The sequence below is a fragment of the Nocardia mangyaensis genome, assembly GCF_001886715.1.
Taxonomy (GTDB): domain Bacteria; phylum Actinomycetota; class Actinomycetes; order Mycobacteriales; family Mycobacteriaceae; genus Nocardia; species Nocardia mangyaensis.
Map to the genome: position 1 here is coordinate 6914678 of NZ_CP018082.1, position 15211 is coordinate 6929888.

Below are 15211 nucleotides of genomic sequence, written 5' to 3' on the forward strand. Positions count from 1 at the left end.
ACGGGAAAATGCCGCGGCGATGTTCACCGCGGCACGGGATCACTTCGGGACGGGGCCCTGGTACGGGCGGAAGCCGGGGTGGAACGGCCCGCCGGGTTGGTCGGAGTCCTCGTCGTCCTCCGCACCGACCGGGCGCGGCGGTTCGACGCGGGGGCGCGGCTCCGGGACCACGGCCAGCGACGGGCGACGCGGCGGCTCGCCGAGTGGGCGGCGACCGGGCGCGGGCTGGTCCTCGAACTCGGGATCGTCGAGGTCGGGATCGAAGTCGGGCGGGTAGGACGCGGTGCGCCCGATCGGGGCGCGCTCGTCGAACTCGTAGTCGTCGGGCTCGGCGGCCGAGGCGCGGGCCGGACCACGACCGAACGGCGGTTCGTCGTCGAGGTCGGTGGCCGGGGCGGGGCCACGGCGACTGAACATCGATTCGTCGTCGAAGTCGTCAGCGGGGCCACGGCGACCGGGCGACGGTTCGTCGTCGAAGTCGTCCAGTTCGTCGGGGCCCGGGAAGCGGGCACGGCCACGCTCCTCGACCTCGGCGGCGCTGGGGCGGGTGGCACCGAACCCGTCGCGGTCGTCGTCTTCGTACTCGGCGCGGAAACCCGTGGCCTGCGGTGGCAGGTCGGAACTCGAACGCGGGCGGGTGTATTCGCTCGGCTCGGCCACCGGCGGCAGCACGTGCAGCAGGCCGGACAGGCGAAGGACCGCGTCGATCGTGGTTTCCCAGTCCTTGGGTCCGCTGCCGATGGGGAGCATGCCGAGGGTCCAGTTGCCCTCGCTCCACAGCATCTGCACGGTGTCCGACAGCGACTCGATGAAGCCGACCATCCGCTGATCCACCGCGTGGCGGGCGATCTCGGGGTCGGTAGCGAACACGACCCGGTCACCGATGGCGCCGAGCAATTCCAGATCGTGGTCCTTGGGCGGCGAGGCGGTCTTGAGCCGCATGTCGACATCGATCTCGGAGCCGATCTGGCGGCGCACGGCCACCAGGGTCGCCGCGTCCTCCAGATCGAAGAGCACGAATTTCTCGCCCTTGCGAATGCCGGAGACCACGTCGACCGCCGAGAGATAGCCGAGTTTGGCCAGGGCGCCACGACGCCACGTCGAGGCGAGCGCGGGCTCCACCGACACATAGGTGTAGCCCTGGGACTTCGCCCACACCTGGCGGGCGTGCCCGGTCCGCTGTCGCTGGACCCGATCGAAATACAGCAGTACGACCGCACCCACGAGTGCGATCGCCGCCAACCCGAACCACATAGCCGTCATCGTCGCCTAGCCTATCCAGCCGTCGCCGTGATTGCCCGGTAGCACCGGGGATTCGACGCGCGGGTCGCTCATCGGGGGCCGCCCGGTAACGCCGTACTGATGATGATCTTGGCGTGGATCGACCCGTCTGGGTTCTTGTCGCCCTGCACCATAACCATGTCGCCGACGGGCAGTTCGGCCGCCTTCGTGCTGGTCAGCGAGATCACCTGAGTGGCATCGTCGATCAGCACCCGCACGGTGGACCCGCCGAGGGTGCTCATGGTGATCTCGGAGCCGGTGTTGGCGGTGATGCTGCCCATGGTCGCGCCGAGATCATCGCCGCCGCCGAGCCCGGGCAAGCCGGGCAGGCCGCTGGTGTCCGGCGGCACGTTCGGCGAGGGCTGCTGAGTGACCGGCGGGGGCAGCAGCACACTGCTCGGCGGCGGTGCTGCCGTGTTGTCGTCGCCGGAGTCGCCGATGCCGAGCACCAGCCCGCCCAGCACACCGGCGACAGCGATCAGCGCCAGTACCGCCAGACCGAGCATGATCCACAAACCGGTGTGACGCTTCGGCGGTTCGCCCTGGTCACCGTCCTGCGGTCGCGGTGGGTAACCCGGCGGCGGCACGCCCGGATAGCCGTGCCCGTAGCCGGGCGGAGGTTGCTGCGGAGATGGTGGCTGTTCTACGGGATAACCACTCTCATAGGCACCCCATTGCGCGTCGTGCGGCGGCAGTGCCCGGGTCGGATTCGACGGTTGCCCCCACTCGTCGAATCCGCCGCCACCGTACGGCTTGGTCGATTCCGTGCCCGGCGAACCCAACCGTTCGGTCGGCGAATCCTCCGGGCGTTGCCCCCACGGATCGTTCGGGTTCGTCATGACCCCAGCGTAGGACAGCCCGGTGCGTTTGGGAGGCCCCTACGCACCGGGCTGTGGATAAATCACGAGCTGTGGACAACCTCGGGTTCGACGACCAGCTTGTCGGTCGCGTCGTCCACACGCACCGTCACCGTGTCACCGTCGGCGACCGCGCCGGAGAGCAGTTCTTTGGCCAGGCTGTCACCGATGGCCTGCTGGATCAGCCTGCGCAGCGGGCGCGCGCCGTAGGCGGGGTCGTAGCCGCGCACGGCCAGCCACTGCTTGGCCTCCTCGCTCACGTCGAGGGTCAGTCGCCGCTGGGCGAGCCGCTTCTGCAGCTGTCGCAGGTTGATGTCGACGATCGATTCCAACTGCTTGGCGTCGAGCGCGTGGAACATCACCACGTCGTCGAGCCGGTTGATGAACTCCGGCTTGAACGCCCGCCGCACCGCGTCCATCACCTGGTCGCGGTCGCCACCGGCGCCGAGATTGGAGGTGAGGATCAGGATGGTGTTGCGGAAATCGACTGTGCGGCCCTGACTGTCGGTCAGGCGGCCCTCGTCGAGCACCTGCAGCAGGATGTCGAACACGTCCGGGTGCGCCTTCTCGATCTCGTCGAACAGCACCACCGAATACGGCCGCCTGCGCACCGCCTCGGTGAGCTGACCACCCTGGTCGTAGCCGACATATCCGGGCGGCGCGCCGACCAGGCGAGCCACCGAGTGCTTCTCGCTGTACTCGCTCATGTCGATGCGGACCATGGCGCGTTCGTCGGCGAACAGGAAGTCCGCCAGCGATTTCGCCAGCTCGGTCTTGCCCACGCCGGTCGGGCCGACGAACAGGAACGAACCCGTCGGCCGATTCGGGTCGGCGACACCGGCGCGCGCCCGGCGCACCGCGTCCGACACCGCCTGCACGGCTTCCTCCTGACCGACGACACGCCCGGCGACCTCGGACTCCATCCGGAGCAGCTTGGCGGTCTCGCCCTCGAGCATCCGGCCGACCGGCACGCCGGTCCACGCCGAGACGACATCGGCGATGTCGTCGGGAGTGACCTCCTCGTTGAGCATCACCTCACCGTCGGAGGCCGCGCCGCTGACCTCCTCCGCCGCCTCGAGCTCCTTCTCCAGCACGGGAATCCGGCCGTAGCGCAGTTCGGCGGCCTTGCCCAGATCGCCGTCGCGCTCGGCACGTTCGGACTCGCCGCGCAGCGTTTCGAGCTGCTCCTTGAGCCCGCGCACCGAATCGATGGCGTTCTTCTCGTTCTGCCAGCGGGTGGTGAGCTGACCGAGCTTCTCGCGATCGTCGGCCAGTTCCTGACGCAGCTTCTCCAGACGCTGTTTGGAACCCTCGTCGGTTTCCTTCGCCAAGGCGACTTCCTCGATCTCGAGGCGACGCACCGCGCGTTCCACCTCGTCGATCTCGACCGGTCGCGAGTCGATCTCCATCCGCAGGCGCGAGGCCGACTCGTCGATCAGGTCGATCGCCTTGTCCGGCAGGAAGCGGGAGGTGATGTAGCGGTCCGACAACGTAGCGGCGGCCACCAGCGCGGAGTCGGTGATGCGCACACCGTGGTGCACTTCGTAGCGCTCCTTGATGCCGCGCAGGATGCCGATCGTGTCGGCCACCGTCGGCTCGCCGACCAGGACCTGCTGGAAGCGCCGTTCCAGCGCCGCGTCCTTCTCGATGTACTTGCGATACTCGTCGAGGGTGGTGGCGCCGACCAAGCGCAGCTCACCGCGGGCCAGCAGCGGCTTGATCATGTTGCCCGCGTCCATCGCCGAATCGCCCGTGCCGCCCGCCCCGACGATGGTGTGCAGCTCATCGATGAAGGTGATGATCTCGCCCGCGCTGTTCTTGATGTCGTCGAGGACGGCCTTGAGCCGCTCCTCGAACTCGCCGCGGTATTTCGCGCCGGCGACCATCGCGCCCAGGTCCAGCGAGACAACCTTCTTGTCGCGCAACGACTCCGGGACATCGCCCTCGATGATCCGGCGCGCCAGGCCCTCGACGATGGCGGTCTTGCCGACACCGGGTTCGCCGATGAGCACCGGGTTGTTCTTGGTGCGGCGCGAGAGCACCTGCACGACCCGGCGGATCTCGGTGTCGCGGCCGATCACCGGGTCGAGCTTGCCCGCGCGGGCGGCCTCGGTGAGGTCGGTGGAGTACTTCTCCAGCGCCTGGTAGCTGGCCTCGGGATCGGGATTGGTGACCCGGGCGCTGCCACGCACCTTCGTGAACGCGTCGCGCAGCGCCTCGGGGGTGGCGCCGTGGGAGCGCAGCAGCTTGGCCACCTCGGCATCGCCCTGGGCGAGCCCGACCAGCAGGTTCTCGGTCGAGACGTACTCATCACCGAGTTCGGTGGACAGCCGCTGGGCAGCGGTGATCGCCGCCAGCGCCTCGCGGCCCAGCTGCGGGGTGGTGGTGGCGCCGGTCGCGCGCGGCAACCTGTCGACGATGTCACCGGCCTCGCGCTCGACTGTCGCCGGATCGACGCCGATGGCCTTCAGCAGCGGGGCGGCGATGCCATCGGTCTGATCCAGCAACGCCACCAGCAAGTGCGCCGGACGGATCTCCGGATTGCCCGCCGCCGACGCGGCCTGAAGAGCGGCGGTCAGCGCCGCCTGAGTCTTGGTGGTGGGATTGAACGAGTCCACGAATCTCCTGTGTTGTCTGGAGCGCTGGCGCGCTCGCGTCGCGGTCCCGAGGGGTCGCGGGTGCGGGGTTGGTCTTCGTTGTTGTCAACGTTCTATAAGTTGAGTCTGTTCCGCTCAACTCTATCTTTTTTCGCGGGCTTCGTGTTTGTGCTCACGGTACGCCGCGACACCACCGAAGACGATCAATCACTGCATGTCGGACGGCTATCCGCCTAGGATTGCGGTGGCCGGCTCACCCCCGAATACGAGGAGTTCATCGCCATGCGCGCGATCGTGGTTCAGAAGTTCGGCGCCACCCCCGAGTTGGCCGATGTGCCGGTGCCGACGGCCGGGCCGGGTGAGGTGCAGGTGGCGTTGGACGCGGCGGGGGTCAACCCGTTCGATCTGAAGATGGCCGATGGGTTGCTCGAGGGGAAGATGCCGACGGACTTCCCGATGATTCTCGGGGTGGACGGGGCGGGCGCGGTGTCGGCGGTCGGGGCCGGGGTCACGAAGTTCGCGGTGGGCGACAAGGTGGTCGGGAAGTTCTTGACGGCGCCCGCGGGGCACGGCAGTTGGGCGCAGTACGCGACCGTCCCCGAGGACGCGACGCTCGTGCCGATTCCGGACGGGGTCACCACCGTCGCGGCCGCCGCACTGCCGACCGCGGGGGTCACCGCGCAGGATCTGGTCGACGCGGCGCACATCCAGCCCGATCAGAAGGTGCTCATCGTCGGCGCCACCGGTGGGGTCGGCTCGTTTCTGGTGCAGCTGGCCAACATCGCGGGCGCCCACGTGATCGCCACCGCTCGTGGCGATGCCGCCGATCAGGTCGCGCGCCTGGGTGCCGCCGAGACCATCGATTACACCCGGGCCCGCCCGGCCGACCCCCACGTCGTCGACCCGGACCCGGTCGGCTACCGCGACTCCAACGTCACCGACGCGGTCCGCTTCACCCACCCGGACGGCATCGACGTCCTCTTCGACCTGGTCAGCGGCCCAGCCGATTTCGCCAGCCACGCCACCCTCGTCCGCCGCGGCGGCCACGCCTACTCCATCACCTGGGGCGCCGACGAGAACGCCCTGCGCGAGCGCGAGATCACCGGCGGAAATTTCGAATCCAAAGGCCGCTCCGCAGAACTCGCGCGCCTCCTCACCCGGGTGACCGCAGGCGATGTCGTCGTCCCGGTCCAGATGACCGTCCCCCTCGACGCTGCCCCCGCCGTCCTCGGCGCGGGCAGCGCGCGCGGAAAGACCGTCCTGGCAATCTGATTCGTCCTGCACATCACCCGACGTCAGCGGGTTGCTCGGTGGCCGGGCAGTGTGTAGCGTCACACGAACAAGAACGGCCGCCCGGCGAGCGCCAACTCACCGAACGGCCTGGGTACGAAACAGGTACACACTGTTCGCACCGTGGGATGAAATCCTACATGCAACAGCTCGGCGCCTCATGGCGTCGGGCCTTCGTCGTTCTAGGGTGAGGTCTGCCCCGCGCGACGGGCCACCTGCGTTCCTGGGCTCCTGGCCGCTGTTGTCGGTCGTTATCGGAGAGCCCGACCGAGGGACACACAACCCTGACACCCAGCCTCCTGCGAGCACCTTCGTCGTACGCCTCGCACGTACGCACCTGGCCGGTTCGGGAGTGCACACCTACGCCCAGGTCCAACCCCGCCACACGCCGATCCAGGCGTGGGGCTACCAGTGTTGGCCGAGGTCGCGAATCGGGGTCGGTGAGCGGGGAGCCGGGCAGGGATGGTTACGACACCGGCACCCCTGGGTGCTCCGATCGGAGCTCGCGGTAGGTGCCTGCTCGCACCTTTTGCCGGTAGTGAACCAGGCCGCTCTCGACCCGAGCATCCGTGTTCGGGCTGGCGCCGGCGTCGGCCCTCGTCGAGCACATCGTCTCGCGCGGGTTCACCCCTCGGTGAGGTGACCGAGGAGGATCGGCGGCGAGCCGTCGACACGGTCACCGGCTGACCGATCCCGATACCCGCTAGGGGGCGCGGTAGGTGCCCGCGCGTGCCTTGGCCGCAGTGGTGGAGAGGATGGTGGCGAGGGTGGAGTGGATGCGGGTGGTGGTCGCCGGTTTGGCGATGAAGGTGGTTTCGCCGTAGAAGACGTAGCGGCCGTCGCCGGTGATGTCGTGGACCTGGAAGTCGTCGCGGCCCTCGGTGTGGCGGTTGTCGACGCTGGAGTGCGCGTAGACGCCGATGTGGGTGAGGGTGTCGGTGGGTTTGGCGAGGAAGGTCTCGAGCCGTTCGCGCGGGGTGGGGTTCCAGGAATCGCGGACATCGGCGCGGGGTGCGGCGAGTTCGGCTGCGGTGACGCGGATTTCACGTCCGGAACCGGCCGAGGTGCGGGGGAGGGTGGACAGGACCGCGCCCGCCAGCGTGTCGGGTGCGAGCAGGTAGAGCGTGATGTCGCCGGGGTCGGTTTCCTCGCCGGGGCTCTGGACGGCGAAAGCGGCGTAGGTGTCGCGCATTCCGCCATGGGCGCGGATCGTGCGCCTGCCGCGGGAGGCACCGGCGACCTCGACACGGGCGTGCGGGGCGAGCAGGGCGGCCATGGCGTGGTCGAGGTCGCTGTCGAACTCGGCCATCAGGTTCTCGGCGGCTTTGCCGCGCAGGCGCAGGATCTCGGCCTGGGTCTCGACATCGGTGTGGCGGTGGTGCAGCGGGTACGGCAGCACATCGCGCCCCGCCGCTTCCCACAGCGTGCGGAAGTCGAGGGCGGTGAGGCGCCAGGTACGCACGGGAGATCTACTCTGCTTCATCGGGTCTCACGTCTAGTCTGCGCCGATGACCGGCGGGACCGTCTTGGGCAGGTCGTCGAGGCCGGTGAGTTCGTCGCCGTGTTCCTGGGTGATGAGGTAATCGGGGATACCCTTGCTCGATTCGTCGTCCTTGCCACCGCCCCGAGCGCCGGGACCCATCATGCCGGGGATACCACCGCGACCGGCCGTGCCCGCTCCTGCGCCGCCCGCGCGGGCGGGCGCAGCGGCGCCAGTGCCCGCGGTGCCGCCACCGGGGAGCGAACCACCCGGTGCGGGCGTACCCGAACCAGGTGCGCCGGTGCCCACGCCACCGGGAACGCCTGCGCCACCGGTTGTTCCGGCAGGCGAGCCGGTGCCGGGGACGGTCACCGCCGCAGGAGTGGTGGCGGCAGGTGTTGTCCCGGCCGACGTGGTCGACGCTGGCGTGGTCGACGTGGGAGTCGTCGATTCCGGGGCGGTGGCCGAGGGGGCGGTCGGGTTGTCGCCGGGAGTGGTGTCGTCCTCGGCCGGAGTGGACGATTCCGGGGTGCCTCCCGGGTTCGGCGACGGCTGACGGGTGCCCGGCGTTGACGAATCCGGTTGATAGGACGTGGGCCTGGTCGATCCACCGTCGGGCTCGACGCCGGTGCCCTCGACGGTCTTCGGCACGGGAATGACCGGAACCCGATCATCGGATTCGTAGATCACCGGAGCGTAGACGGTGGTGAGCACGCGGACGGCCTCGACTTTCGCGTTGTACTGCGCGACATCGTCATTGCGCCAGCCACGGCCGGTGAACAGACCGCCGAAATTATCGAGCCCACTGCGATGTTCGGGTTCGTGCGGGACCAAACGCTTCGTCGGTTCGAGACCGGTACGCAATTCATCCAGCTTGTTGCTGGTGAGCGCCGCCGCGATGGTCACCTTCTTACCCGTATCATCATATGCCGCAATGGTTTCCGCCGCTGCGTTCGCGGCGGCACCTGCCCACACATCGGGTGACATCCCGCGCGCGATCTGCGTGCGGAACTCGTCGAGGGAGGTGCTGTTGCGGGTGGAGATCTCGTTCCACGCCCGGATCAGGTCACCGACCGCGTCCAGATCGATCCGGTCGACCTTGGCGCGCAGGACCGACAGATCCAGCGTCTCGAAAGGATCGGTGTCCTTGACGACCGTCGGCCGGTAGTCGCCGTCGAACCCGAGGTCACCCGCCCGCTGCCGGGCCCGGTCACGCTGGTCGTTGTAGCGGTTCTGGATGTCGGCGATCTGGGCGGCGTCGAGTTCACCGTCGTCGTGGGAGAACGGGGACGTGACGAAGTTGCGGAGGCCGTCGAAGAGGTCGAGACCGGCGATGTTGGGTTGGGACATGGGCTACACCTGGCCGGTGGTGTAGTCGAGGGCGCTGGCGTTTTCGATGTCTTTGCCGGTGATGCTCTTGAAGGAGATGGAGAAGACCTCGCGGAGGTCCTTCACGGCGTCGATGTCCTTGAGGATGACCTCGTAGATCGAGTTGGGCTCGCCGACAGCCTGCGAGCGGAACTTCGACTCGAGCGTCTTGGCCATGTCGAAGTCACCGAAGCCGGTGACGTTCCGCACACGTTGGGTGATGTCGAGCAGACCTTGGAGATCCGAGAGTCGTGTATCGCACGCCTTGTACATGTGGTAGGCCGCCGCTTCGTCGTTCAGGTAGACCTCGCCGGCCCTGGCCTTCGCGACAAGCGTGGCGTAAGGAGTTGTTCCCGTCATTTACGGCCCCCGCCTAGTTCGGAAAGGTCGGTACGAGTACGGCACCGGCGCGCTCGAGGTATACACACGGATCTTCCAACCCGTCGGCGATCGCCGAGTTGCCGACCGCGAGCTGGACAACGCCTTGCTCAGCGGAGAAGACCACATCGCAGAACAGGTTTCGAGTGTCGCCCTGCACCTTGAACTGCCGACCCTGCCGATTCGCGATGGTGACATCGGCGAAGTCGATGTTTCCCGGCTTCTGCTCGAATTCATCGATGGTCTGGTCGGTCGTGTAGACGGTCAGGGAGTAATCAGGACCCCGCCATCCACAGATCTCCCACCCCGACTGTGGAACACCGGCGACGCCAGCCTCCTCCGTCCCCGGATCCACCCCCGCCGCCGCCAACACCTCATCCGAGATCTCGGTACACGGATCCCACAACGCCGCCTCGGCCGAGGTACTCACCCCGGCGGTCCCCGTCGCCGACGGCCCCTCCGAACCGCCACATCCCGCCACCCCGACCACTGCCACCCCAGCCACGATCAGCGTCGTCACCGCGCGCCTCATCCCCGCCCCTTCCAGCCGGTCACTGCTTTGACCAGGGACATTAGCACGCGACGGGGTAGTCGACCTGGGCCATGTCGCCCGATCGGGCCCGCTCGGCCCTCAGGTTGGACCCCTGTTCACCAGCTCCGAAATCAGGGGCAAATCAGTGGTGAACCCGGCCGGCATCGGAGCTCGGCGATGAATTTCCCGTCCGGTCGGGATTTCGGTCGAATCTGTCCGGATCAAGTGGTTCCGAGCAGGCTCACACCGTCGCCGACAAGTGCCGGGACAACACCGTGGCGACCGGTGAGCATGAAGGTCACCGACCCGTATCGATGAAACCGTCGGCGTGGCCGTGGGGGTGGGCAGGGCTTACGATCCGTCCGGCGAGCGGGACCGTGACGAGCATCCCTGCACTCAGCGCGCCATTTCGGGGGATACTTGACAGAGTGTCCGCCATCGGGAGGGGCCACATTGCAGCAATTCCAGGGAAAGGGAGCTTGACGACGTGGATGCGCGTTCGCTTGCGCTGGTCCGCGCCGATTTCCGCGGGGTGTCGGAGACACCGGGCGGGTCCGAGCGGCTGATCAGTGCTTTCTACGGTCACCTGTTCGCACAGGACCCGACGTTGCGGGAGCTTTTTCCCCCCGCCATGGATATGCAGCCCAAGCGGCTGACCACCGCGCTGCAGTTCGTGCTGGACAATCTGGAGGACTTCGAGCGGGCGCAGAAATTCCTCGAGCAACTCGCCCGCGACCACCGCAAGTACGGGGTCGAGGCCGACCACTACGACCTGGCCGGACGCGCGCTGCTCGCGGCGCTGCGCACCTATCACGGCAACCGCTGGACCAGGGAACTCGACGAGGGTTGGCGCGACATCACCATCCTGGTCTCGGCCTCGATGGCGATCGGCGCCAACGAGGACAAGTCGCAGCCGTACTGGGACGCCACCGTGGTCGGGCATCGCCGGGTTCTCGACGACCTGGCCATCGTGCGACTACAGGCCGACGGCCCGATCCCGTTCAAGGCGGGTCAGTACGTGCCGATCGCGATCCCGCAGCGGCCGAACATGTGGCGCTATCTCTCCCCCGCGATCCCCGCCAACCCGTACGGCGAGGTGGAATTCCACGTGCGCCGGATCAGCGGCGGCTGGGTGAGCCCGGCCATCGTCAACGACACCAAGGTCGGTGATCGGTGGAAGATCGCCGGTCCGCTCGGGGGTCTGCAAGTGGACCGGGAATCCGGTCGCGACGTGTTGATGATCGGCTCCGGCACCGGTATCGCGCCGCTGCGCGCGCAGTTGATTGAGATGAGCCAGCGCGGCATCAACCCGCGCGTGCACTTCTTCGTCGGCGGCCACTACCCCGGCGATCTCTACGACGTGAACAACATGTGGCAGCTGTCGCAGTCCAATCCGTGGCTGACTGTCGTGCCGGTCTGCGCGGAGCGCACCGATCCGTGGTGGTACCCGCAGACGCCGCCCGATCCACACGGCATGCATCGTCGGCTGGTCGGTAATCTGGGTGCGGTGGTGACCAGCTTCGGCGCGTGGTCCGATCGCCAGATCCAGATCTCCGGTTCCCCGAGGATGATCGCCGACACCCGCCGCGCCCTGCTCCGGGCGGGCACCCCCAACGACATCATCGCCGCCGACCCCGTCGGCTGACCACGTCCGTTCGCGAAAGAGGCCGATGAGCACCGAGTTTCCCGACCCCGCCTGGACGGCGACCGTCGTCGGTCACCACCGTTTGCGCAACGATCTGGCCGTGATCCGGCTGATCGGTGACTTCGTGCCGTTCGAGGCGGGCGGGTCGGTCGAGGTGGAGGTGCCCCAGCATCCCGGTGTGCGCCGTCGGCTGTCCCCGGCGCTGCCGCCCTCGCTCGACGGCAAGCTGGAATTCCACGTGCGCGTCGTCCCCGGCGGCTGGTGCTCGAGCTCGATCGTCGCCGACACCAAACCCGGCGACCAGTGGCGAATCCACGCTCCCTACGGGGTTTTCGCCGTCGATCCCGAGGCCACCGAGCTGGTGCTGATCGCGGGCGGCACCGGCCTGGCCCCGCTGCGCGCCCAGATCCTCGACCTGGCCCGCCGCGACACCCCGCCGCGCACCTACCTGTTCTACGGCGGCCGCTCCCCCCGCGACCTCTACGCCGCCGACATGCTGTTCCTGCTCGCGGGCGAACTCCCTTGGCTGACAGTCATTCCCGTCGTCGAGTCCCCCGAGGACCCCGCACTGCCCGACGAGTGGCACGAACAGACTCGCTCCGACATCGGCTTCGCCCCCGAGGAAATGCTCTACGGCACCCTCGCCGACGTCGCCAGCTCCCACGGCCCCTTCGACCGCCACCAGGTTCTGGTCTGTGGCTCCCCGGCCATGGTCCACACCACCGTCGACCGACTCGTCGAAGCAGGCACGCCCCAGGCCAACATCACCGCCGCGGGCGCCTGATCGGCAGGTGCGCGGCCGACTCCTCCCGGCGCCGCATGTCAACGGAGTTCGGCCTCAACAGCCCGGCTCGTCAGTGGGCAGTCACATCGACTTGGACACCGAATTCGAGACCGCCGTCGAGGCGAGTGGGTCCGCTGGGCGGGGATGGGTCTGCCACAGGGCACTGATCGGGACGGCCAGCATCTTCGGACCGAACGACAGTGTGTGCTGCCCGGTGTGCAGCACGATGCCGACCCGGAAGTCGTCACCGAGTCTTTCGGCCAGGTGCCGGAGCCCGCGAAAGTCGCCCGGTGCCACGGTCGAGGCCGCTTTGACTTCGATGCCAACCACTTCACCTCGCCGGTTCTCGAGTACCGCGTCGACTTCGACTTGATCCCGGGTTCGGTAGTGAAAGAGCTCGACCTCCTCGTCCGACCAGGTCAGCTGGCGGGCGAGTTCCATGAGGACAAAGCCTTCGAGCAGTCCGCCGAGCTGTCCGGTGGGGCGCAACAGGCTCCGCGCGTCCGCTCCGATCTGGTGCGCCGCGACCCCCGAATCGACGAACGCGAGCTTGGGCGTTGTCGTCGCCCTGCTACTGATGTTTCGGGACCACGCCGGGATGCGTTTGATGAGGTAGACCTCCTCGAGCAGTGCGAGATATCGCTTCACCGTCGAGGCACCGAGTCCGAGCTCGTTGCCCAGCGTCGGAGCGGAAAGCAACTGTCCCGAGCGGGCCGCGAGCATCTGTACCAGCGAGCGCATTTCGGTAGTTCGCTCGATCTCCGACAACTGCTGAACATCGCGGGCGATCAGATCTCCCACGTAGGAGCTGAAGAAGGCCCGCCGACGACGATCGTTCGTGCGCGCGATCGCCTCCGGAAAACCTCCCCGGACAATGCGTTCGGCGTACTCACTACGGGAGACTTCCGACTCGTGACGAAGAAGCTCGCCGTGCGCGAAGACCGCGTCCACGAACCGATCTGACACACCGTCGATCTCGCCTTGCGCGAACGGCCACAGCTCGATGGTCTCCATCCGGCCGACCAGGGTATCGGGCAACGACCGCAGGCCGAGTACCCGCGCCGAACCGGTCAGCAGGAACCGCCCGGGTCGCGGATCGACATCGACTCGCGCCTTGATCGACAGCAACAGGTCCGGCGCACGCTGGATCTCGTCGATGACCATCGGCTCGGGGAAATCTACGAATCCATCGGGATCCGCGAGCGCAGCTTGACGAGTCAGGGCGGTGTCGAGATCACGCCATTCGACCCCTCGATTCTGGGCGACCAGCCGCACAAGAGTGCTCTTTCCGCACTGACGTGCCCCGTTGACCAAAACAACGCGGGTGTCGTCGAGCGCCGCGCGAACAGTGGCTTCCGCATGCCGGGGTATGGCAGGGCCAAGCAGAGTCTGCATCCACGCTCCTAGGCCGGTTTGGTCGATCTGCCGCTACTATACTGGCCGATCTGCCGACATTTGCGTGGCTGATCTGCCGCAGCACGTCCCACGAACTCAGAACAGGGGGTCGTGGCGGATGGACTTGGCCTGGGTGCCCGCGGCCATGAGGCGGAACTTGGTGGTTTGGACCATGGAGGGGGACCCGACTATTTGGACGTCGCGGTCGGCCCAGGGGCCGTAGCTGGCGACGACCTTGCCGATCTGGCCGGTCATTCGGGGTTCCAGACTGGGTAAGTCGGCCGGGGGTTCCCCGGAATCGTAGTACCACCAGGGGTTTTCGTCGCTCTCGCTGACGGGGGTGACGGTGAGCCACTTGTTGGCGACGGCCAGCTGGCTCAGGACCTGGAGGTCGTAGAGGTCGCAGGGGTGGTGGCCGCCGACGAACAGGTGCACCTTCGGGTTCACCCGGCGCTGGGCCATCGCCATGACCTGGGCGCGCAGCGGGGCGATGCCGGTGCCGCAGCCGACCATCAGCATCTTGCGCTTGGTGTTGCGCGGTACGCCGAGGCCGCCGAGCGGCGAGCCGAGCAACCACTGGTCGCCGACGGTGGTGTGCGAGACCATGGCCGGGCTGACCCACCCGCCGAGCACACTGCGGATGTGGAATTCGATCTCGCCGTTGGCATTGGCCGGGGTGGCCGGCGAGAGATAGCGCCACATACGGGGGCGGGAGGGCACCTGGACACTGAGGTACTGCCCGGCGGCGTACTGCATCGGCTGGTCGAGCTGAACCCGGATCACGGCGAGATTGCGCAGCACCTCGCGGCGTTCGACGACGGTCGCGGTCCAGGCTGGTGGGGTGGTCTCCTTGTCGGCGGCGCCGATCATCGCGCCACTGATGGTGGCCAGGCCCTCGTCCCAGGCGGCGGCGACCTCGTCGGTCCACATCTCGGTCCCGGCGAACTGGCGCATGGCCGACTTCAACGAGTTGGCCACGGCGACATAGTGAGCGGGCTGCACGCCGTATTTGCGGTGGTCGCGCCCGAGCTGGGCGAGGAAGGGCAGCAGCTTGTCCGGCTCCTCCAGCCGGTCCAGCGCGTAGGAGATCGCCTTGACCAGCCGGTCACGCTGGGCGTCCATGGCCGCCGGGAAGTAGTCGCGGACACCGGGGTAATCCGTGAACAGGATCGAATAGAACGACCTGGCCAGCCTCTCGGCCCCACCGTCTTCCGCAGCAACCGCCTTGAACGTGGTACGGATCAAAGCGACAGTCCGCGAATCCATATGTGTCACAACCTCGTTTCGCCATCGAACGCTAGCCGCGCGGCGAGTGACGGGCTGGGAGGACACTCGTCAGCAGCCGATGCGAGAAGTCTAGGCGAGGTTTGCCAGCTTCGGAATCGTACTCTTAAACATCACGCGTGTAATTCTTTAAATACCAGCCGGTGCTCATGGACGGCACCCATGAAACATACCCTGAGACCGCTAATCCGGCATGAACAGACCCTCACGCACCCATGACTTACCTGGCAAAACCGACGCTCGACGACCAATGTGCCTGGTAGAGCGACTCTTCCGCTACAGTCGACCGATCCACCGAACCGACGCGCCGTGCCGTGACA

The 15211-nt window shown here is 67.6% G+C and carries 12 protein-coding genes; 3 read left to right on the plus strand and 9 right to left on the minus strand.

Going from position 1 to position 15211, the window contains the following annotated elements; translation table 11 throughout:
- Positions 1-39: 39 nt before the first annotated feature.
- From BOX37_RS31400 to clpB, 3 genes are all read right to left on the minus strand, one after another.
- A complete protein-coding gene (locus tag BOX37_RS31400) occupies positions 40-1263 on the minus strand; it encodes a type III secretion system chaperone family protein (protein WP_240505126.1) in 1224 nt (407 codons plus the stop codon).
- A gap of 68 nt (positions 1264-1331) precedes the next feature.
- Entirely contained in the window at positions 1332-2120 is a 789-nt protein-coding gene (locus BOX37_RS31405) for a DUF5666 domain-containing protein (protein ID WP_071930769.1), read from the minus strand.
- A 62-nt stretch (positions 2121-2182) separates the two neighbouring features.
- Positions 2183-4756, minus strand: a complete 2574-nt coding sequence (clpB, locus tag BOX37_RS31410) for an ATP-dependent chaperone ClpB (protein WP_071930770.1) — start codon at positions 4754-4756, stop codon at positions 2183-2185.
- 261 nt (positions 4757-5017) lie between these two features.
- Here clpB and BOX37_RS31415 point away from each other — a divergent pair, with 261 nt between their 5' ends.
- On the plus strand, positions 5018-6007 hold the full coding sequence (locus tag BOX37_RS31415; RefSeq protein WP_071930771.1) for an NADP-dependent oxidoreductase: 990 nt from the start codon (positions 5018-5020) through the stop codon (positions 6005-6007).
- Between the two features lie 721 nt (positions 6008-6728).
- On the opposite strand, the gene BOX37_RS31420 is transcribed toward BOX37_RS31415, so the two are convergent.
- Genes BOX37_RS31420 through BOX37_RS31435 form a run of 4 tightly spaced genes read right to left on the minus strand, consistent with a single transcriptional unit; the run spans position 6729 to position 9771 of the window.
- Positions 6729-7508, minus strand: a complete 780-nt coding sequence (locus BOX37_RS31420) for an ESX secretion-associated protein EspG (RefSeq protein WP_071930772.1) — start codon at positions 7506-7508, stop codon at positions 6729-6731.
- A gap of 12 nt (positions 7509-7520) precedes the next feature.
- Positions 7521-8855: an RAD23 family protein gene (locus BOX37_RS31425; protein WP_071930773.1), complete on the minus strand. Its 1335-nt coding sequence runs from the start codon at positions 8853-8855 to the stop codon at positions 7521-7523.
- 3 nt (positions 8856-8858) lie between these two features.
- The gene (locus tag BOX37_RS31430) at positions 8859-9233 is read right to left on the minus strand and encodes a hypothetical protein (RefSeq protein ID WP_071930774.1); all 375 of its coding nucleotides are present in this window, start codon (positions 9231-9233) and stop codon (positions 8859-8861) included.
- Positions 9234-9246: 13 nt separating this feature from the next.
- On the minus strand, positions 9247-9771 hold the full coding sequence (locus tag BOX37_RS31435) for a DUF3558 domain-containing protein (protein ID WP_240505127.1): 525 nt from the start codon (positions 9769-9771) through the stop codon (positions 9247-9249).
- A gap of 499 nt (positions 9772-10270) precedes the next feature.
- On the opposite strand from BOX37_RS31435, the gene BOX37_RS31440 reads away from it, so the two are divergent.
- Both BOX37_RS31440 and BOX37_RS31445 read left to right on the plus strand, forming a co-directional pair.
- Complete coding sequence (locus BOX37_RS31440) at positions 10271-11428, plus strand: globin domain-containing protein (protein WP_071930776.1); 1158 nt, start codon at positions 10271-10273, stop codon at positions 11426-11428.
- Positions 11429-11453: 25 nt separating this feature from the next.
- On the plus strand, positions 11454-12212 hold the full coding sequence (locus BOX37_RS31445) for an FAD-binding oxidoreductase (protein ID WP_071930777.1): 759 nt from the start codon (positions 11454-11456) through the stop codon (positions 12210-12212).
- Positions 12213-12293: 81 nt separating this feature from the next.
- Here the strand turns inward: BOX37_RS31445 and BOX37_RS31450 are convergent, their stop codons facing one another.
- Positions 12294-13607, minus strand: a complete 1314-nt coding sequence (locus tag BOX37_RS31450; RefSeq protein ID WP_071930778.1) for an ATP-binding protein — start codon at positions 13605-13607, stop codon at positions 12294-12296.
- Positions 13608-13703: 96 nt separating this feature from the next.
- Positions 13704-14873: a globin domain-containing protein gene (locus BOX37_RS31455; RefSeq protein ID WP_071930779.1), complete on the minus strand. Its 1170-nt coding sequence runs from the start codon at positions 14871-14873 to the stop codon at positions 13704-13706.
- Positions 14874-15211: the final 338 nt, after the last annotated feature.

Bases quoted from the DNA above. Each gene is read 5' to 3' on its own strand.
- BOX37_RS31400 (WP_240505126.1), bottom strand. From the start codon at position 1,263: ATGACGGCTATGTGGTTCGGGTTGGCGGCGATCGCACTCGTGGGTGCG.
- BOX37_RS31405 (WP_071930769.1), bottom strand. From the start codon at position 2,120: ATGACGAACCCGAACGATCCGTGGGGGCAACGCCCGGAGGATTCGCCG.
- BOX37_RS31415 (WP_071930771.1), top strand. From the start codon at position 5,018: ATGCGCGCGATCGTGGTTCAGAAGTTCGGCGCCACCCCCGAGTTGGCC.
- BOX37_RS31420 (WP_071930772.1), bottom strand. From the start codon at position 7,508: ATGAAGCAGAGTAGATCTCCCGTGCGTACCTGGCGCCTCACCGCCCTC.
- BOX37_RS31425 (WP_071930773.1), bottom strand. From the start codon at position 8,855: ATGTCCCAACCCAACATCGCCGGTCTCGACCTCTTCGACGGCCTCCGC.
- BOX37_RS31430 (WP_071930774.1), bottom strand. From the start codon at position 9,233: ATGACGGGAACAACTCCTTACGCCACGCTTGTCGCGAAGGCCAGGGCC.
- BOX37_RS31445 (WP_071930777.1), top strand. From the start codon at position 11,454: ATGAGCACCGAGTTTCCCGACCCCGCCTGGACGGCGACCGTCGTCGGT.
- BOX37_RS31450 (WP_071930778.1), bottom strand. From the start codon at position 13,607: ATGCAGACTCTGCTTGGCCCTGCCATACCCCGGCATGCGGAAGCCACT.
- BOX37_RS31455 (WP_071930779.1), bottom strand. From the start codon at position 14,873: ATGGATTCGCGGACTGTCGCTTTGATCCGTACCACGTTCAAGGCGGTT.